Genomic DNA, 16,761 nt, shown 5'->3' with positions numbered 1-16,761 from the left:
CACAGTATTTAGCTGTGAGGCCTTTTTTTACGCCTGCGATCTGCTCTGGATGCTACAAGTGAAGTTACTTCTGTGCGCTAATCGGCGTCAGCTGATGCAGGTGGACAAAGCCCAGCGTTTCAGGAGTGACATGGCTAAACCGCACTTCGGTCGTTTGCTCGCTTGAAGGCAACAGACGCGGTGTAACGGTAATAATTTGAGATTGCATATCCACAGTCAGCGGTTTGCCGGTGACCTGATCCAGCTGTCCCCACTCAACGACTGCGCTAAACGACGGCAGCGGTTTGCCAGAGGTAGCCTTGATTTTCAATATCGCGCTGGTGCCGGTGCTGTCTGGCGAAACTGAGTCCAACTCGAGACTCAACTGACCGAATTCAGTATTCAGCAAGGCTGCCGTTTTAGCCTGTGGCAACAAATAAACGCCGCTGGTGGATTGGCGGTTCAGCAAGGTCTGACGTTCCAGTGCGCCAGCAAGATCCGTCAGCCTGTCGAGTTTCTGATTAAGCTGGCTGACTTCGCTAGTCAGTGCTGGCGTGGCAGGTTTCTGCTGGGCGCAACCCGCCAAACCAAGCAGGGCGGTAACGGCGAAAATAGCGCGAGAATAGGAAGTCATTGACCTGATGTCCTTATAGGTTTTATGAAGAATTAATGCCCAAGTTTATCATGATAGTGCGTTGGTTATCTGACAGCCTTTGTTGTCGGGTCAGTTCGCGGTAAACTACTGTCCAGATAATATCCGAGCAGGAAGTTCTATGCATTGTCCATTTTGTGCAGCCGTTGACACCAAGGTTATCGATTCACGTCTGGTAGGCGATGGATCACAGGTCCGCCGTCGTCGCCAGTGTCTGGTGTGCAGCGAACGTTTCACCACTTTCGAAGTGGCAGAACTGGTTATGCCTCGCGTGATCAAAAGCAATGAAGTCCGTGAGCCATTCAACGAAGACAAACTGCGTAGCGGTTTTTTAAAAGCACTCGAGAAACGCCCTGTCAGTTCCGACGACGTGGAAATGGCGATCAGCCATATTAAATCGCAGCTTCGCGCCACCGGTGAACGTGAAGTTCCCGCCAAAATGATTGGCAATTTGGTGATGGATGCTTTGAAAGGGCTGGATAAAGTGGCGTATATACGTTTTGCGTCGGTGTACCGCAGTTTTGAAGATATCCGTGAGTTCGGTGAAGAAATTGCCCGGCTTCAGGACTAACACTTCTTTCTAACTCCACAGGGAAGGCCATGTTCAGCGACGATTACTACATGGCGCGAGCTTTTGAGCTTGCGCGCAAGGGACGCTTTACCACCACTCCAAATCCTAACGTAGGCTGTGTGATAGTTCGCGACGGCGAGATAGTCGGCGAAGGTTATCATATCAAAGCCGGAGGACCGCACGCCGAGGTTCATGCCCTGCGCATGGCCGGTGAGCAGGCTCGCGGCGCAACTGCCTATGTGACGCTGGAACCCTGTAGCCATCATGGCCGCACGCCGCCCTGTGCTGATGCTTTGCTCAATGCCGGTATTATCCGTGTCGTGGCCGCAATGCAGGACCCAAATCCCGAGGTCGCCGGTCGTGGTCTTTATCGCCTCAGGCAGGCAGGAGTAGAAGTCAGCAATGGTTTAATGCTTAGCCAGGCCGAAGCGGTGAATCTCGGCTTCCTGAAACGTATGCGCACTGGTTTCCCTTACGTGCAGCTTAAGATGGCCGCCTCGCTTGATGGCAGAACCGCAATGGCCTCGGGGGAAAGTCAGTGGATTACTTCCGCTGCCGCGCGTCAGGACGTTCAGCGTTTTCGCGCCGCCAGCTCGGCGATTCTGAGTTCCAGCGCTACCGTCCTGGCCGACGATCCGTCATTAACTGTGCGCTGGAGCGAGCTAGATCAAGATACGCAGGATCAATACAACCAGGCGTTGTCAGCGATTGGCAGTACCGCACCTGATGATCTTCGCCAACCGCTGCGGGTGATTGTCGATAGCAAAAACCGGGTAACCCCGCAGCACAAATTGGTGCATCAGCCGGGCGAGACCCTGCTGGCCCGTTTGCAGGCCGACGGGCAGAGCTGGCCAGAAAATCTCCGGCAGCTCGTGGTGCCAGCAACCGCCGACAACCGCGTTGATCTGGTAATCCTGATGATGCAGCTGGCTAAACAGCAGGTGAATTCTGTCTGGGTCGAAGCCGGATCAGAGCTGGCAGGTGCGCTGTTGCAGGCCGGTTTAGTCGATGAGCTTATTATCTACATGGCACCAAAGTTGCTGGGTGATAACGGTCGTGCGCTTTGTGTATTACCTGGGCTGGAAAGCCTGACCGATGCTCCGGCCTTTGAATTCAGTGATGTCAGGCAGGTCGGCCCGGATCTGCGTTTGCGTATGAAACCGGTCTATTAAGAGCTGAAGAACGGCCAATATTTGGTACTGTCTGAGCAGGTTTACAAAACCGTGTGTCCAGGCAGGTGAATAATATGATAGAATCCGCCCCCCTGCGGCTAAGCATGGGCTGGGTCGATGCTTTAACTTAAAAGCTTTGTCATAAAAAACATAACGATTTAACCCATTCTAAGGAAACTTTATGAACGTTATTGAAGGTGTTGTAGCAACTCCTAACGCGAAAGTAGCCATCGCGATTGCCCGTTTTAACAATTTCATCAACGACAGCCTGCTTTCCGGCGCGATTGATGCGTTGAAACGTATTGGCCAGGTTGCAGACGACAACATCACCGTTGTATGGGTTCCTGGTGCTTATGAGCTGCCTCTCGCGGCTCGCGCGTTGGCTAACAGCAAGAAATATGATGCTGTTATCGCGCTGGGCACCGTTATCCGTGGGGGTACCGCCCATTTTGAATTCGTTGCTGGCGAATGCAGCTCTGGCCTGTCCAGCGTTGCGATGAACAGTGAAATCCCGGTTGCCTTTGGTGTGCTGACAACAGAAAGCATTGAACAAGCCATCGAACGCGCGGGAACCAAAGCCGGTAATAAAGGTGCAGAAGCTGCCCTGACCGCGCTTGAAATGATCAATGTTATCAAGGCCATCAAGGCCTGAATCTAGTTAAGGGGAATTCCGTGAAACCTGCTGCTCGTCGCCGCGCCCGTGAATGTGCCGTACAGGCGCTTTACTCTTGGCAGTTGTCTAAAAACGACATCGCCGATGTTGAATTACAGTTCCTGACCGAGCAGGATGTCAAAGATGTCGACATTACCTATTTCCGTGAGCTGCTGTCAGGTGTTGCCACCTCGGCCGACAAGCTCGACGCGCTGATGGCTCCGTATTTGTCTCGTCAGCTCGAAGAATTGGGTCAGGTTGAACGTGCGATCTTGCGTCTGGCTCTTTTTGAGCTGAGCAAGCGCCAGGACGTCCCTTACAAAGTGGCTATCAACGAAGCAATCGAATTGGCGAAAACCTTCGGTGCCGAAGACAGCCACAAGTTTGTTAACGGTGTGCTGGATAAAGCAGGCCCGCACATTCGTAAGAAGTAACGTTCCTTGTTAAAGAACGCGTTTCATTAAGGCCGGATCTCCGGCCTTAATGCATTGTGAAACGCAGGATCGTCAATTTTTGGAATAATACTATGGCATGCGGCGAATTTGATTTAATTGCGCGCTATTTTAATCGCTACAGAACGGCTCGTCAGGACGTTCAGTTAGGCATTGGCGACGATTGCGCCCTGCTGACTGTTGCCGACAAACAGCAGATAGCGGTGAGTACTGACACCCTTGTCGAAGGCATACACTTCCTAAAAACGATTTCACCTGCCGACCTCGGCTATAAAGCACTGGCGGTCAATCTCAGTGATTTAGCCGCTATGGGGGCAGATCCTGCCTGGGTTTCCCTGGCGTTAACATTGCCGGAAGTGAATACCGACTGGTTAGAGGCGTTTAGTGACAGCCTGTTTGAGCAGCTTGATTATTATGGCATGCAGCTGATTGGCGGCGACACCACGCGCGGTCCGTTGAGTATGACTTTAACGATTCAGGGGCTTATCCCCGCAGGTCGCGCCTTGTTGCGTAGCGGCGCAAAGGTAGGGGACTGGATCTATGTCACCGGGACTTTGGGTGACAGCGCGGCGGGTCTGGCTATCTTGCAGGACCGCCTTATCATTGATGACGAAAAGGCCTCTGAGGTATTGTGCAAGCGCCATCTCCGTCCCAAGCCGCGTGTGTTACAGGGACAGGCGCTGCGCCAACTTGCCACTTCGGCGATTGATATTTCCGATGGCCTGATTTCCGACCTTAGACACGTTCTCAAGGCCAGCGAATGCGGTGCACGTCTGGATCTCGATTTGCTGCCATACTCCTCTGAGTTGCAACAGCACGTCGAGCCGGAGCAGGCGCTGAAGTGGGCGCTTACCGGGGGGGAGGATTATGAGCTGTGCTTCACGGTTCCAGAAATCAATCGCGGGGCATTAGACGTTGCCTTGGGCCATTTAGGCGCGCAGTTTACCTGTATCGGCCAAATCGCACCGCTTTCTGAAGGCATCAAATATCAGCGTTCAGGCGAGACCATTGAGCTTGAATGGCAGGGATTCGATCATTTCGCACAGGAGAATGGCTCGTGACCATCGAGAACAATACCCGCGGTAATGCAGGAAACAAAAAACGGCCGATGCGCCACAAAGGCAGAACAGGTAACGATGCTGCCGATATGGCGGCGGCGAAGAAGCGACTTGACTTGCGTAATCCGTGGCACCTGCTGGCAACTGGCTTCGGCAGCGGATTATTTCCAGTCGGACCAGGCACCGCAGGCTCTATCGCCGCGATCCCTTTCTGGATAGTGCTGACTTATCTGCCGTGGCAGGTCTATTCGCTGGTGGTAATGTTCTCCATCTGTATCGGGGTTTATCTCTGCCGCCAGACGGCAAAAGATATGCGCGTACACGATCACGGCAGTATCGTGTGGGACGAATTTGTCGGCATGTGGATAACCCTGATGGCGTTGCCGACCAATGACTGGCAGTGGGTAGTTATCGGCTTCGTGGTGTTCCGTATTTTAGATATCTGGAAGCCGTGGCCTATCCGCTGGTTTGACCGCAACGTGCAGGGCGGCATGGGTATCATGATTGATGACGTAGTGGCCGGGGTATTTGGCGCGGCGATTATCTATCTGATTGGTCATCACTGGCCGACCGGGCTGTTCTGATAGATGTAAATGTGATCCGATTGGCAAAGCCAATCCGCGATTCGAGCATTCTAAGCTAGACCACGAAAAAACGGGCGTCAGGGAGAATATCCCGACGCCCGTTTTATATTTCAGCAACTTATCAGATTACTTCACAGTTCCCGTAGCAAAAATCAGGAAAAAATCAGGTGACTTCAGGGAAACTGCCTTACTTGAAGCCGGTGGCCTGATGAGGAACATAGGCCATTTCCAACTCGGCAATCTCTTCAATGCTCAATCTGATATCCAGAGCGGCAATCGCATCTTCTAGGTGCCCAGCCCGCGAGGCGCCAATAATCGGCGCAGTCACCGCCGGTTTGCTCAAGATCCACGCCAGCGCAATTTGCGCGCGCGGCACATTGTGGTCTTCGGCGATTTTAGCCACGCGTTCGGCAATTTTGGCATCTGCCTCTTCGGTTTCACCATAAAGTGCCGGGATCACCTCGTCAGAAACCGAGCGTGCAGTCGTTTCACCCCAAGGACGAGTCAGGCGGCCGCGCGCCAATGGGCTCCACGGCAACACAGCAATATTCTTTTCCAGGCAAAGCGGGTGCATCTCTTTTTCTTCTTCGCGTTGGATCAGGTTGTACTGGTCCTGCATTGAGACAAACGGGGCAAAGCCGTGCTGTTTCTGCAAATCCAGCGCCTGTTTAAACTGTGAGGCGTGCATGGAAGAAGCGCCTATAAAGCGCGCCTTGCCGGCGGTAACCACTTCATTCAATGCCTCTAACGTTTCCTCGATCGGCGTTTCATAATCCCAACGATGGATTTGCAGCAAATCTACATAATCGGTGCCGAGGCGGTTCAGGCTGTCATCGATAGATTGTAGAATCGAGGCGCGAGAAAGGCCCCCTTTGAGGTTCGACAGCGGGAAAAATACCTTGGTTGCCAGCACGAACTGGTCGCGTGGCAGAAATTCGCGCAGTACTTTGCCGACGATTTCTTCGCTGCTGCCGTCAGAATAGCTGTTGGCAGTATCGAAAAAGTTAATTCCGGCGTCGACAGCCTGCTTAATCAGTGGGCGGCTGCTCTCTTCGGGCAGTGTCCAGGCGTGTTTCCCCCGCGATGGCTCACCATAGGTCATACAGCCGAGGCACAGGCGTGACACTTTCAGCCCGGTAGTTCCTAATTGGGTATATTGCATGATTTCTCCGGCATCAGCTTATTGAACAGAAGTTCGCTATCTCCGCGACGAGCGCAAAGTGAACTTCTTAAAAACGTGGGTAACGTTAACTGTAGCTCAGTCTGGAACGGGAAAATGTAGCTGAAGAGGACTGGAGAGATAAATCCCCCTTTTTGCTAAAGAAAAAGGGGGAGACAAGGCAGATTACTGTGGAATATCAGGCAAGCCAGTCATTGATTTGACGCTCGATACCGGCGGCATCAAGACCCAAATCGCTGCGCACTTCTTCCTGTGTGCCCTGAGGCACAAACAGGTCAGGCAGGCCGATGTTAAGCACTGGAACCCTAACGCGTTTCGACATTAGCAATTCGTTCACGCCGCTGCCCGCACCGCCCATAATGGCGTTTTCTTCAACCGTAACCAGTGAGTCATGGCTGGCAGCCAGAGACAGAATTAACTCGTTATCCAGAGGTTTCACAAAGCGCATATCAACCAGCGTTGCGTTGAGATTCTCTGCTGCCGCTTTGGCTTCTGGCAGTAAAGTACCGAAGTTGAGAATAGCTATTTTTTCGCCTTCGCGACGCACCACGCCCTTACCGATTGGCAAGGAAATCAGCGGCTCGCAGGTCGCGCCAGTGCCGGTACCGCGCGGATAACGCACGGCAACCGGGCCCTGATTGTGGTGATAACCGGTATGCAGCATCTGGCGACATTCGTTTTCATCACTTGGCGTCATGATAATCATATTCGGAATACAGCGCAGGAACGACAGGTCGAACGCACCCTGGTGAGTTTGCCCGTCAGCGCCGACAATGCCACCACGGTCGATGGCAAACAGCACCGGCAGGTTCTGAATGGCCACGTCATGGATGACCTGATCGTAGGCGCGTTGCAGGAAGGTAGAATAAATCGCCACCACCGGCTTGTAACCGCCAATCGCCAGACCTGCGGCGAAGGTAACTGCGTGCTGTTCGGCAATCGCGACGTCAAAGTACTGCTGCGGGTAAGTTTTTGAGAATTTGACCATCCCCGAACCTTCGCGCATTGCAGGCGTGACGGCCATCAGCTTGCTGTCACCCGCTGCGGTTTCGCACAGCCAGTCACCAAACACTTTCGAATAGCTCGGCAGACCTTCTTTGCTTTTTGGCAACGTGCCGCTGGCCGGATCGAATTTTGGCACCGCGTGGAAACTGATGGGATCGTTTTCTGCCGGCGCGTAGCCTTTGCCCTTGCGGGTCATGACGTGCAGCAGCTGTGGACCTTGCAGGTCGCGCATGTTTTTCAGGGTTTGCGCCAGCGCCACCACGTCGTGTCCGTCAACCGGGCCGATGTAGTTAAAGCCCAGCTCTTCAAACAGCGTACCCGGCACGACCATGCCTTTCAAATGCTCTTCGGTGCGGCGGATCAGTTCCTTGATTGGCGGAACGCCTGACAACACTTTTTTGCTGCCTTCACGCAGGCGGGAATAAAGTTTGCCCGACAGCAGCTGCGCCAGGTGATTATTCAGCGCACCAACGTTTTCGGAAATCGACATCTCGTTATCGTTGAGCACCACCAGCATATCGGATTTGATATCACCGGCGTGGTTCATCGCTTCAAACGCCATACCGGCAGTGATGGCACCGTCGCCAATGACGCAGATAGTACGGCGGCCTTTGCCTTCACGCTCGGCGGCAACGGCCATGCCCAGACCGGCGCTTATCGAGGTCGAAGAGTGGCCGACAGAAAGCACGTCGTACTCGCTTTCATCACGCCACGGGAACGGATGCAGACCATTTTTTTGACGAATTGTAGAAATTCTGTCACGGCGACCGGTCAGAATTTTGTGCGGATAGGCCTGATGCCCTACGTCCCAGATCAAATGATCAAAAGGTGTGTTGTAGACGTAATGCATGGCAACCGTCAGCTCAACGGTACCCAGACCGGAAGCAAAATGTCCGCTGGACTTACTGACGCTGTCCAGCAGGTACTGGCGCAGCTCGTCGCAAAGCTTGGGTAAGCTTTCTTTAGGAAGCGAGCGGAGTTCCCGAGGGTTCTCCGCCAGTGCCAGCGTTGGGTATTTGGCTATATCAAGACTCATTGGTTACTCATATAAGAGGCTCATCCAATTAATTTGGAAATATCGCGACGACAGCGTTTGGGGCAAATCAGCTATCACGCTCGATAACAAAGCGGGCTAACGCCAGCAATGGGGCCGTGTTGTAAGAATGTGTGGCCAGCTCATCCAGGGCGGCTACGGCTTCCAGATAAAGGTCTTTGGCCTTGGCCTGTGCGCCTTCCAGACCCAAAAGGGCAGGGTAGGTGCTTTTACCAAGCTGTTGATCCGCGCCTTGGCGTTTGCCCAGCGTTTGGGTATCGCCAATAACATCCAGAATATCGTCCTGTACCTGGAAGGCGAGACCAATGGCCTCAGCATAGCGGTCAAGCATTGGCAGTGCATCGCGCCCTGGTTTACCGGCAGCCAGTGCACCAATGCGCACGGCTGCACGGATCAGTGCGCCGGTTTTATGACGATGGATTAGCTCCAGCGCATTTAAATCAATCTGTTGGCCTTCTGCGGCGAGGTCCAGGGCCTGTCCGGCACACATTCCGGCGACGCCACTGGCTCGAGCCAACTCAGAAATCATCGACAGGCGATCGTTAACCGCCACGTCGGGCATTTCGACATCCGCCAGTATGGAAAACGCCAGCGTTTGCAGCGCATCACCGGCCAAAACGGCGTTGGCCTCACCAAATTTGATGTGGCAGGTTGGTTGTCCGCGGCGCAGGTCATCGTCGTCCATGGCCGGAAGATCGTCATGAATCAAAGAATAGGCGTGAATGCATTCAATGGCGGCGGCAGGCGCGTCCAGATTGCTCGGATTCAGACCAAAAAGTTGTCCACTGGCATACACTAAATAAGGGCGTAGTCGTTTTCCGCCCAGCAGCGAACCGTGGCGCATCGCCTGAACCAGCGGTGTATCGGCAAAAGGCAACACCGTCATGTAGGCTTCAAGCACGCCATCGACACGTTGTTGCATGTCGCGGAGCTGATGGCTGAAGCTTTTCGCTTCGAATTGTTGTTCTGTTTGGGACATCAGGTATTACTCAGCTTCCGGTGTAAAAGGTTGCAAAGGGGCGTCATTATCGCTGTCGAGCAGAATTTGTACCCGCTGTTCAGCCTGCTGTAATTTTTGCTGCCCCTGACGAGCAAGCTGTACGCCCTGTTCAAACTCATTCAGCGCGTCTTCCAGTGGCAGTTCCCCTGATTCAAGGCGTGCGACGATTTGTTCAAGTTCAGCCAATGCAGTTTCGAAATTGGCAGGTGGTGCAGCTTTTTTTGGCATAATTCTCTTTCAATATCGAAGGTCGGGGAGTCGTAAGCTCTTTTCAGAAACCTATGACGCGAATAACCGGACAGTATGATGCATCCTTTTGCGCGCAAAGTACCCGATTAAAGTGCTATACTTCGCGCCGCAGAATCTATTGGTAAGGGCAGTTTCGTTGAAGCATACCTTTACCAATAGTAGATTCTAGATCCTTATTCATACACTTACGACCCAGTATTCTCACCAGCCAACAAAAGAATGCCATGAAGTTTATCATTAAATTGTTTCCAGAAATCACCATCAAGAGCCAATCTGTGCGTTTGCGCTTCATTAAGATACTTGCAAGCAGCATTCGTAACGTTGTGAAGCCTAGCGATGAGACTTTGGCCGTGGTTCGCCATTGGGATCATATCGAAGTTCGCAGCAAAGACGAAAGCAAACATGATCAGATTGTTGAAATGCTTTGCCGAATTCCAGGTATTAATCACGTACTCGAGGTTGAAGACCGTCCGTACAACGATGTGCACCACATCTTTGAGCAGACTCTTGAAGCCTATCGTGAAGAGCTGGAAGGCAAAACCTTCTGCGTGCGCGTTAAACGCCGCGGCAAGCACAGCTTCAGCTCTGGTGACGTTGAACGCTACGTCGGTGGCGGTCTAAATCAGAATATTGCCTCGGCGTCAGTGAATCTCACTAACCCTGAAGTAACCGTTAAGCTTGAAATCAACGACGACCAGCTGGTCCTGATTAAGAGTCGCTATAAAGGCCTGAGCGGATACCCAATCGGCACCCAGGAAGACGTGCTGTCGCTGATTTCCGGCGGTTTTGACTCGGGTGTTTCCAGCTACATGCTGATGCGTCGCGGCAGCCGTGTACATTATTGCTTCTTCAATCTCGGCGGTTCGGCCCATGAAATTGGTGTAAAACAGGTCGCTTATTATCTGTGGAACCGTTTTGGCAGTTCGCATCGGGTACGTTTTATCGCCATTGATTTTGAGCCAGTGGTGGGTGAAATCCTCGAGAAAATCGAAGACGGCCAGATGGGCGTGGTATTAAAACGCATGATGGTTCGTGCCGCTTCGACCATTGCCGAGCGCTACGGCGTGCAGGCGTTGGTGACCGGTGAAGCCTTGGGTCAGGTATCCAGCCAGACGCTGTCGAACCTGCGCCTGATTGACAATGCCACCGACACCCTGATTCTTCGCCCGCTGATTTCTCATGACAAGCAGCACATCATCGATATTGCGCGTGAAATCGGCACCGAAGACTTTGCTAAAACTATGCCAGAATACTGCGGTGTGATTTCCAAAAGCCCGACGGTCAAGGCAATTAAAGCCAAGATTGAAGCGGAAGAACAACAGTTTGATTTCTCGATTCTGGAAAAAGTTATTTCCGAAGCCAGAAATCAGGACATCCGCACCATTGCCGAAGAAACCGAGCAGGAAGTTGCCGAAGTTGAAACCGTGGCTGAATTTGCTGCAACCGATGTGGTGCTGGATATCCGTGCCCCTGACGAGCAGGAAGAGAAGCCTCTGCAGCTTGAAGGCGTTGAGGTTGAGGTGTTGCCGTTTTATAAACTCGGCGGCGTGTTTGGCTCGTTCGACCAGAGCAAAACCTACCTGCTGTACTGCGATCGCGGTGTAATGAGTCGCTTGCAGGCGCTGTATCTGCACGAGCAAGGCTATAAAAACGTTAAGGTTTATCGCCCTTAGTCGTTAAGCATTGCGCATGAAAAAGGGATTGCTTCGGCAGTCCCTTTTTTACTTAAGTGGCCGCTTATTTATTGGCTGACTGCATTTTGGAAATTTCTTCTTTAGCTTTTTCCAACTGGCTGACGAACTGCGGATTACTGTGCAATCTAGCCACGACAGCCGATGAAACCACCCGCGCCGCGTCCACATCGCTTTGCCAATGATACCCGCAAATTACTCGGCTTTGCCCCAGTTCAAAACCGCGCTTGAGGATCTCGTTCTGGCGCAGCGGGTTGATCTCGGCCAGCACCAGAGCGATCGACCAACCAATTGCAGTATGACCTGATGGATAAGAGCCGTTTTTGGCTAATTTACTTTCATCTTCCGGGCGGCAGGTCGGCTCATGAAAGAAAGCGAACGGGCGAATACGGTTGTACTTTTCCTTCGCCGATTTGGTGGCGTAATCGCCCGCATCTTCTTTCATCGTTGAAATCAGTTCATAGGTCGCAGGCGTATTTTTTGCATCAATATCAAAGCCAAAAGGCTTCGAGAAGTTTTTAGTCACGTTATCGGCAGTGGAGTCGGCATCGCTGTAGGCAATTTCGCCGCGTGGCGTATTGCGCAAATATTTTCCCTGCTCATAAGCAGCCTTATCGGCCAGAAACGCCACACTGTCAAAAGCGGGAGGCGGCGGCAGAAGCTGCACGCTGTCTGCTGTGTCTTGCAGTGTGAGGTAATGTTTATCTGCTGAATGAGCGTAACCGGTTAATACTAAACTGATTAATAAGGCAGAGGTTAATTTCTTCACGCTTGATTTCCCTATGGTGATTGCAATGAGTTCTATTACTTTATGAAATATTTAGACATAAAATCATAACAACCACTGATAGGACTGCAACGAGCATGGCACGCTATTGTGACCACGGTCGCGCAAAGCTCTGAGTTGCCTCAAAACTTTGGCGACTGGGGAAAAGCCAGTGCATTAACTAATTTGCGTAAGCGTATCCCTGACAAGATCAAGGTTCATAGTTAACAGTCGAGTTCTTACCTGATCCATTGGGGTAGGGATTGCTGCATGCAACTCTGCAAATTTTGAGGATTCATAGATTTTATCCATTCGCCTAGTTAATTTTGCTACTGCAACAGCGGCGCACTTACTGTCTGGATATTTAACTATTTTATCTAACGATCTGAGTGCCTTATTACATTTTTTATTGAACGCAGAAGTATTGCTTTCGAGCATTTTTGACGCGCTTTTTAATCCATTGATTTGTTTAACCATTTGTTGGGCAGTGCTTTGGTTTGTGGGATTGGCACTCGGAGGCTGATTAACATGAGAGGGATAAAACACCGCATTGGCGGTAGAGGGCTTTATTGATGTCATCGGGTTCTCGGCTCAAAAATGAGATTTTAGAGCCGTTGCAACGCAAAAACTTATACTTTTCGCTTAAATCTAGTAAGAAACGAAAGCGAAGCAATTAGTCTTGATAGTTGTGTACCCCTGGATACAGCACTAACTGTGAGGCAACCTCGGCGGCTTTTTCTTTACCTATCAACAGGTCAATCATCTTAAGGGCAAATTCGATAGCAGTTCCTGGCCCCTGACTGGTCAACAGATTAACCCGAGGATCAAACATCACGCGTTTTTCCATCCATTTATTGACAGAAATTTTGTCTTTCAACGAAGGAGAGCCGGTCATATTCGCCACCGGAAAAAGATCGTGATATTCAAGAACCAGACCCGGAGCCGCGCATATTGCTGCTACCAACTTGCCCGTCACGTTGAGATGACGGACTTTTTCTACTAATAGCGGACTATCGCGAAAGCATTCTGCGCCTTTCAGGCCGCCGGGTAACACGATGACGTCAAAATCTTCATCAGCTACATCCACTAGCGCCACATCGGCGAGTATTTTTACTCCGCGCGAACACAGAATCTCAAGATTGCCATCCCCGGCAACGCTGGCGGTCGTGACGTTGACACCGGCGCGCACCAGCAGGTCTATCGCCGTGACGGCTTCCAGTTCTTCACTGCCAGGTGCCAGACATACCAGAGCCGAAACGCTCATAATCATTTTCCTTTCTTTTAATTTTTTCAAATAAAGCGGTGTTAACTGGCAGTTGCAGGCCATGATTACGCCCACGGCGCAGCACATATCCGGTAATGTAATCTATCTCGGTGTGACGCTGATTGCGAATATCCTGCAGCATTGAAGAATGGTTGGCCGAAGTTGTGTCGATCACCTGATAAACAAAGTTTAGCAGCGAATCTTTATGCGTCTGATAACCTTCGAAATCCATCACTTCGGCCACTTCTGCGCAGATTTTTTCAATCTGATCCCCATAGGCCAGCAGATCGCCGTTGGTACAGTTATACAGCGCGGTCAGCGGGTTAATCACGCAGTTCACCGTGAGTTTGTTCCACAGCGAAGGCAAAATATTGTCGTGCCAGGCCACGTCGGGTAAGGCTTCGTGCAACATGTCGGCAATGTGACTCGCCCCGGTGCCGCGAGTATTGCCTGGGCCGATATGTGTAATGCCCGCGGCAACGTGAACAATCGCGTTGCCTTCGTGGCGGGCCGCGTGCGTTGTTGCGCCCAAAAGAATCGGCTGGCGGTGACGTGGCAGTTCGTCAATCGTGCCCATGCCGTTGTGCAACAACAATATTACGCAGTTTTCGTTAATCTGCGGTAGCAATGCGCCGAGGGCGCTCGAGACCTGCCAGGCTTTTAGCGTGACTAGCAATAGTTCACTGTCGGCCAAATGCTGTGGATCATTAGTGGGCAAGTTGCGATTAAACGCCTGTCCGTCAGGAAAGATGACGTTCACTGCGCAAAACGGCTGGGGAATGCGCACCCAACCTTGCACATCATGTCCTTGCTGATACAGCGTGGAGAGCCAGAGCTGGCCCAGTGCTCCGCAGCCTAAAACAGTAACCTTCATTTTTGCTCCTATATACCCCGCATCTTTCGTACAGTAACTGTATTCACATCCCTCGCTAACCCTGGTCACTGACTTGAGGGATTAACGTGTTCGCTGCTTTGTTACAGCACTAAACCTACAGGGGTATAGATTGTGTCTCAAAAGCTTAAAGCCATTTAGATAAAACGCAGATGTTGCCAGAATGTAAAATCTATATTTCAAGTATAGCCTTTTGAGGCCCAGATCACACTTTTATGCCAAGTGTTAATTCTGTTCCAAGACCATAACCGCATGGGTATCGGGTTCCAATGCTTTGAAAACGTGGGGTTGATCGCCGGGATAGCAAATGTAATCGCCGGGATTTAATTCTACCGGATTGTCTTCGGGGCCAATTAAAGCACGGCCTTTTGTCACGATGATGTGTTCTACGGCACCCGGTGAGTGCGGGTGTGAATGGCGGTCATCGCCCGGCTGTGTGATCAACATGTAGATATCTCTTCTGGCGCCGGGCGGGCAGGTGGCGAGCAGGATGGCTTTGTAATGGGCCATTTCGGCCGTTACTGACGGGCCTTCACCAAAGCGAATGACTTGTGAGGAGTCCACCTGCGGTTCCATCAGGCGAGCAAAGGGGATATCCAACGCCACGCAAAGCGACCACAGGGTTTCAATGCTTGGATTGCCGTTGCCGGATTCCAATTGCGACAGCGTCGATTTAGCGACTCCCGCGCGACGTGAAATTTCAGCCAAAGACAGCCCCGTTCTTTGCCGTTCTCTCACCAGTGCTTTGGCAATAATACTAATAGGTTGAGTCATCGTGGCTTCCATCGTTTTATATATCGAACGATCGTTCGACTTGAAAGTCTATTGCAGATTGTTCATTATAACAGTCTACGCGTTCGATATGGGATAGGAATTATGCGTTCATCATGGATTTCGCCTCTGGGGGGCGATGTTATTAGAGCCATCGCTCTGGTCTGTCTGGCTGACGGGGTTGTTGGGTTATCTTACGGATCGTTGGCCACGGCCAGCGGTTTTCCACTTTGGGTGCCGATGACATTGTCGCTGCTGGTGATGGCGGGTGCCTCAGAGTTTTTGTTTGTCAGCATTGTGGCGGGTGGCGGCAGCCCGTTTGCCGGGGCGGCGGCGGGGCTATTGGTTAATGCGCGTCATCTGCCGTTTGGTATGGCGGTTAACGAATTAATCGGAAAAAATAATCAAGCCAGTCAGCTGTTTGGTTGCCACATTATGAATGATGAAAGCGTGGTATTCGGCGTTTCACAAAAAAGCCCGGCCAAGGCGCGTATTGCCTATTGGCTGTGCGGGCTTGGTATAGCCGTTTGCTGGCCGGTCAGCGTATTGATTGGCGGATCTTTGGGGAAATTCATTCCAGATATCAATGTGATTGGTCTGGATGCCGTATTCCCCGCCATTATCATGGCGCTGACAGTTTCCGCATTGAGGCAGCGCCAAACATTGCGCCGGGCGCTGAGTGGAATGCTGATTTCATTGGCAGCGGTGCCTTGGTTACCTACCGGGCTACCGGTGTTGTTCTCGCTGCTGGGGCTGGCGGCCTGGGGGAGGAATAAATGAGTCATCAAGCATTGATCATCTCGGGCATTGCGTTGCTGGCATTGGGCACCTACGCATTCCGTTTTGCCGGTTTCAAACTCGGCGGTCGCCTGACACTTTCAGCCAACGCGACGGCATTGCTCGCCGATGCAGCAACCACTTTGCTGTTGGCCGTCGCCGCGATTGCAACTTTTTATCAGGGGGAGGACTTTGCCGGTTTTGCTCGCCCGACTGGCGTCGCGGTAGCGGCATTTCTTGCTTGGCGCAAGCGGCCTCTAATTGTCGTCATTCTTGTTGCAGCGGCTTTAACGGCTGGGCTAAGACTATTGGGGCTAAAATAGTCTTAAAAGCAGGCAGAAGCTTCAGTTTGTACGGCCGGTCTTTGGAAATGGGCAGCTAAGAAGGTATTATGATGGCCATCGAAGAGTTACGTACAAATAAATTTAAGGGAGAAGCGACAATGCCATCTTTCGATATTGTTTCTGAAATTGATATGCAGGAAGTTCGCAACGCGGTAGAGAATGCTACCCGTGATTTGGCCAACCGTTTCGATTTTCGCAACGTTGAGGCTAGTTTTGAACTGAACGAAAAAGACGAAAGCATCAAAGTTGCCAGCGTTTCAGATTTTCAGGTCGAGCAGCTGCTGGATATCCTGCGTTCTGCCTTGCTCAAGCGCAACATTGAAGGCGGCGCACTGGAAATTCCTAAAGAGATGGAGCACAGCGGTAAAACCTTTAGCGTCAACGCCAAGCTGCATTCAGGCATTGAGAGCGCGCTGGCCAAGAAGATTGTGAAGCTGATTAAAGACAGTAAATTGAAAGTGCAGGCGCAGATCCAGGGCGATGAAGTGCGTGTAACCGGCAAGGCTCGCGACGATTTGCAGGCTGTAATGGCGCTGGTGCGCGGTGGCGATCTCGGACAACCGTTCCAGTTCAAGAACTTCCGCGACTAAAAAATAATCTTCCTTTCTAAAAGGATGACAAAAAAGGGGACAAACGACTCAGCCGTAG

20 protein-coding genes are annotated in these 16,761 nt (G+C 51.7%); 10 read left to right on the top strand and 10 right to left on the bottom strand.

Annotation, left to right across the window (positions count from 1 at the left end; all coding sequences use genetic code 11):
- Positions 1 to 64: 64 nt before the first annotated feature.
- Positions 65 to 613, bottom strand: a complete 549-nt coding sequence (locus SPM24T3_RS20135) for a DUF3251 domain-containing protein (RefSeq protein ID WP_009638661.1) — start codon at positions 611 to 613, stop codon at positions 65 to 67.
- 139 nt (positions 614 to 752) lie between these two features.
- Between SPM24T3_RS20135 and nrdR the strand changes: the two genes are divergently transcribed.
- From nrdR to pgpA, 6 genes are all read left to right on the top strand, one after another.
- Positions 753 to 1,202 (top strand): transcriptional regulator NrdR, encoded by a 450-nt coding sequence (gene nrdR / locus SPM24T3_RS20130; protein ID WP_009638660.1) that lies wholly within the window; start codon positions 753 to 755, stop codon positions 1,200 to 1,202.
- Positions 1,203 to 1,231: 29 nt separating this feature from the next.
- Positions 1,232 to 2,374, top strand: a complete 1,143-nt coding sequence (gene ribD, locus SPM24T3_RS20125) for a bifunctional diaminohydroxyphosphoribosylaminopyrimidine deaminase/5-amino-6-(5-phosphoribosylamino)uracil reductase RibD (RefSeq protein ID WP_009638659.1) — start codon at positions 1,232 to 1,234, stop codon at positions 2,372 to 2,374.
- Between the two features lie 181 nt (positions 2,375 to 2,555).
- Positions 2,556 to 3,026, top strand: a complete 471-nt coding sequence (gene ribE, locus SPM24T3_RS20120) for a 6,7-dimethyl-8-ribityllumazine synthase (protein ID WP_009638658.1) — start codon at positions 2,556 to 2,558, stop codon at positions 3,024 to 3,026.
- Between the two features lie 20 nt (positions 3,027 to 3,046).
- Complete coding sequence (gene nusB / locus SPM24T3_RS20115) at positions 3,047 to 3,460, top strand: transcription antitermination factor NusB (protein WP_009638657.1); 414 nt, start codon at positions 3,047 to 3,049, stop codon at positions 3,458 to 3,460.
- A 92-nt stretch (positions 3,461 to 3,552) separates the two neighbouring features.
- Positions 3,553 to 4,539: a thiamine-phosphate kinase gene (gene thiL, locus SPM24T3_RS20110; protein ID WP_009638656.1), complete on the top strand. Its 987-nt coding sequence runs from the start codon at positions 3,553 to 3,555 to the stop codon at positions 4,537 to 4,539.
- An 86-nt stretch (positions 4,540 to 4,625) separates the two neighbouring features.
- Positions 4,626 to 5,120 carry a phosphatidylglycerophosphatase A gene (gene pgpA / locus SPM24T3_RS20105; protein WP_009638655.1) on the top strand — a complete coding sequence of 165 codons (495 nt, stop codon included), beginning with the start codon at positions 4,626 to 4,628 and terminating at the stop codon, positions 5,118 to 5,120.
- A 187-nt stretch (positions 5,121 to 5,307) separates the two neighbouring features.
- On the opposite strand, the gene SPM24T3_RS20100 is transcribed toward pgpA, so the two are convergent.
- The 4 genes from SPM24T3_RS20100 to xseB all read right to left on the bottom strand — a co-directional run bounded on the left by SPM24T3_RS20100 (position 5,308) and on the right by xseB (position 9,587).
- Complete coding sequence (locus tag SPM24T3_RS20100) at positions 5,308 to 6,282, bottom strand: aldo/keto reductase (protein WP_009638654.1); 975 nt, start codon at positions 6,280 to 6,282, stop codon at positions 5,308 to 5,310.
- Positions 6,283 to 6,478: 196 nt separating this feature from the next.
- Positions 6,479 to 8,341: a 1-deoxy-D-xylulose-5-phosphate synthase gene (gene dxs, locus SPM24T3_RS20095; protein ID WP_009638653.1), complete on the bottom strand. Its 1,863-nt coding sequence runs from the start codon at positions 8,339 to 8,341 to the stop codon at positions 6,479 to 6,481.
- 67 nt (positions 8,342 to 8,408) lie between these two features.
- On the bottom strand, positions 8,409 to 9,338 hold the full coding sequence (gene ispA / locus SPM24T3_RS20090; RefSeq protein WP_009638652.1) for a (2E,6E)-farnesyl diphosphate synthase: 930 nt from the start codon (positions 9,336 to 9,338) through the stop codon (positions 8,409 to 8,411).
- A 6-nt stretch (positions 9,339 to 9,344) separates the two neighbouring features.
- Positions 9,345 to 9,587, bottom strand: coding sequence for an exodeoxyribonuclease VII small subunit (xseB, locus tag SPM24T3_RS20085; protein WP_009638651.1), 243 nt, complete (start codon positions 9,585 to 9,587; stop codon positions 9,345 to 9,347).
- 245 nt (positions 9,588 to 9,832) lie between these two features.
- Here xseB and thiI point away from each other — a divergent pair, with 245 nt between their 5' ends.
- Positions 9,833 to 11,281 (top strand): tRNA uracil 4-sulfurtransferase ThiI, encoded by a 1,449-nt coding sequence (thiI, locus tag SPM24T3_RS20080; protein WP_009638650.1) that lies wholly within the window; start codon positions 9,833 to 9,835, stop codon positions 11,279 to 11,281.
- Between the two features lie 64 nt (positions 11,282 to 11,345).
- On the opposite strand, the gene SPM24T3_RS20075 is transcribed toward thiI, so the two are convergent.
- The 5 genes from SPM24T3_RS20075 to SPM24T3_RS20055 form a co-directional block, all read right to left on the bottom strand.
- On the bottom strand, positions 11,346 to 12,068 hold the full coding sequence (locus SPM24T3_RS20075) for a phosphatase PAP2 family protein (protein WP_009638649.1): 723 nt from the start codon (positions 12,066 to 12,068) through the stop codon (positions 11,346 to 11,348).
- 174 nt (positions 12,069 to 12,242) lie between these two features.
- Positions 12,243 to 12,644 (bottom strand): hypothetical protein, encoded by a 402-nt coding sequence (locus SPM24T3_RS20070; RefSeq protein ID WP_009638648.1) that lies wholly within the window; start codon positions 12,642 to 12,644, stop codon positions 12,243 to 12,245.
- A gap of 94 nt (positions 12,645 to 12,738) precedes the next feature.
- Positions 12,739 to 13,329, bottom strand: a complete 591-nt coding sequence (gene yajL / locus SPM24T3_RS20065) for a protein deglycase YajL (RefSeq protein ID WP_009638647.1) — start codon at positions 13,327 to 13,329, stop codon at positions 12,739 to 12,741.
- Positions 13,289 to 14,203, bottom strand: a complete 915-nt coding sequence (panE, locus tag SPM24T3_RS20060) for a 2-dehydropantoate 2-reductase (RefSeq protein WP_009638646.1) — start codon at positions 14,201 to 14,203, stop codon at positions 13,289 to 13,291. The genes yajL and panE overlap by 41 nt, the downstream gene beginning before the upstream one ends.
- 243 nt (positions 14,204 to 14,446) lie before the next feature.
- Entirely contained in the window at positions 14,447 to 14,995 is a 549-nt protein-coding gene (locus SPM24T3_RS20055; RefSeq protein WP_009638645.1) for a helix-turn-helix domain-containing protein, read from the bottom strand.
- Between the two features lie 102 nt (positions 14,996 to 15,097).
- Here SPM24T3_RS20055 and SPM24T3_RS20050 point away from each other — a divergent pair, with 102 nt between their 5' ends.
- The 3 genes from SPM24T3_RS20050 to SPM24T3_RS20040 all read left to right on the top strand — a co-directional run bounded on the left by SPM24T3_RS20050 (position 15,098) and on the right by SPM24T3_RS20040 (position 16,703).
- Positions 15,098 to 15,772 carry an AzlC family ABC transporter permease gene (locus SPM24T3_RS20050; protein WP_009638644.1) on the top strand — a complete coding sequence of 225 codons (675 nt, stop codon included), beginning with the start codon at positions 15,098 to 15,100 and terminating at the stop codon, positions 15,770 to 15,772.
- On the top strand, positions 15,769 to 16,092 hold the full coding sequence (locus SPM24T3_RS20045; protein ID WP_009638643.1) for an AzlD domain-containing protein: 324 nt from the start codon (positions 15,769 to 15,771) through the stop codon (positions 16,090 to 16,092). Before SPM24T3_RS20050 ends, SPM24T3_RS20045 begins: the two co-directional genes overlap by 4 nt.
- 119 nt (positions 16,093 to 16,211) lie before the next feature.
- Entirely contained in the window at positions 16,212 to 16,703 is a 492-nt protein-coding gene (locus SPM24T3_RS20040) for a YajQ family cyclic di-GMP-binding protein (RefSeq protein ID WP_009638642.1), read from the top strand.
- The last annotated feature ends 58 nt before the right edge of the window (positions 16,704 to 16,761 follow it).

It is taken from the genome of Serratia sp. M24T3 (assembly GCF_000257645.1).
Classification (GTDB): Bacteria; Pseudomonadota; Gammaproteobacteria; order Enterobacterales; family Enterobacteriaceae; genus Rouxiella.
The sequence above is the reverse complement of the archived record's forward strand: the minus strand, read 5'-3'. Positions and strand labels throughout refer to the sequence as shown.

Coding starts and splice junctions, on each gene's coding strand:
- thiL (WP_009638656.1), top strand. CDS start 3,553: ATGGCATGCGGCGAATTTGATTTAATTGCGCGCTATTTTAATCGCTAC.
- dxs (WP_009638653.1), bottom strand. CDS start 8,341: ATGAGTCTTGATATAGCCAAATACCCAACGCTGGCACTGGCGGAGAAC.
- ribE (WP_009638658.1), top strand. CDS start 2,556: ATGAACGTTATTGAAGGTGTTGTAGCAACTCCTAACGCGAAAGTAGCC.
- SPM24T3_RS20050 (WP_009638644.1), top strand. CDS start 15,098: ATGCGTTCATCATGGATTTCGCCTCTGGGGGGCGATGTTATTAGAGCC.
- panE (WP_009638646.1), bottom strand. CDS start 14,203: ATGAAGGTTACTGTTTTAGGCTGCGGAGCACTGGGCCAGCTCTGGCTC.
- ispA (WP_009638652.1), bottom strand. CDS start 9,338: ATGTCCCAAACAGAACAACAATTCGAAGCGAAAAGCTTCAGCCATCAG.
- SPM24T3_RS20100 (WP_009638654.1), bottom strand. CDS start 6,282: ATGCAATATACCCAATTAGGAACTACCGGGCTGAAAGTGTCACGCCTG.
- SPM24T3_RS20055 (WP_009638645.1), bottom strand. CDS start 14,995: ATGACTCAACCTATTAGTATTATTGCCAAAGCACTGGTGAGAGAACGG.
- SPM24T3_RS20070 (WP_009638648.1), bottom strand. CDS start 12,644: ATGACATCAATAAAGCCCTCTACCGCCAATGCGGTGTTTTATCCCTCT.
- SPM24T3_RS20040 (WP_009638642.1), top strand. CDS start 16,212: ATGCCATCTTTCGATATTGTTTCTGAAATTGATATGCAGGAAGTTCGC.
- SPM24T3_RS20045 (WP_009638643.1), top strand. CDS start 15,769: ATGAGTCATCAAGCATTGATCATCTCGGGCATTGCGTTGCTGGCATTG.
- pgpA (WP_009638655.1), top strand. CDS start 4,626: ATGGCGGCGGCGAAGAAGCGACTTGACTTGCGTAATCCGTGGCACCTG.
- yajL (WP_009638647.1), bottom strand. CDS start 13,329: ATGAGCGTTTCGGCTCTGGTATGTCTGGCACCTGGCAGTGAAGAACTG.
- SPM24T3_RS20135 (WP_009638661.1), bottom strand. CDS start 613: ATGACTTCCTATTCTCGCGCTATTTTCGCCGTTACCGCCCTGCTTGGT.
- ribD (WP_009638659.1), top strand. CDS start 1,232: ATGTTCAGCGACGATTACTACATGGCGCGAGCTTTTGAGCTTGCGCGC.
- thiI (WP_009638650.1), top strand. CDS start 9,833: ATGAAGTTTATCATTAAATTGTTTCCAGAAATCACCATCAAGAGCCAA.
- nrdR (WP_009638660.1), top strand. CDS start 753: ATGCATTGTCCATTTTGTGCAGCCGTTGACACCAAGGTTATCGATTCA.
- xseB (WP_009638651.1), bottom strand. CDS start 9,587: ATGCCAAAAAAAGCTGCACCACCTGCCAATTTCGAAACTGCATTGGCT.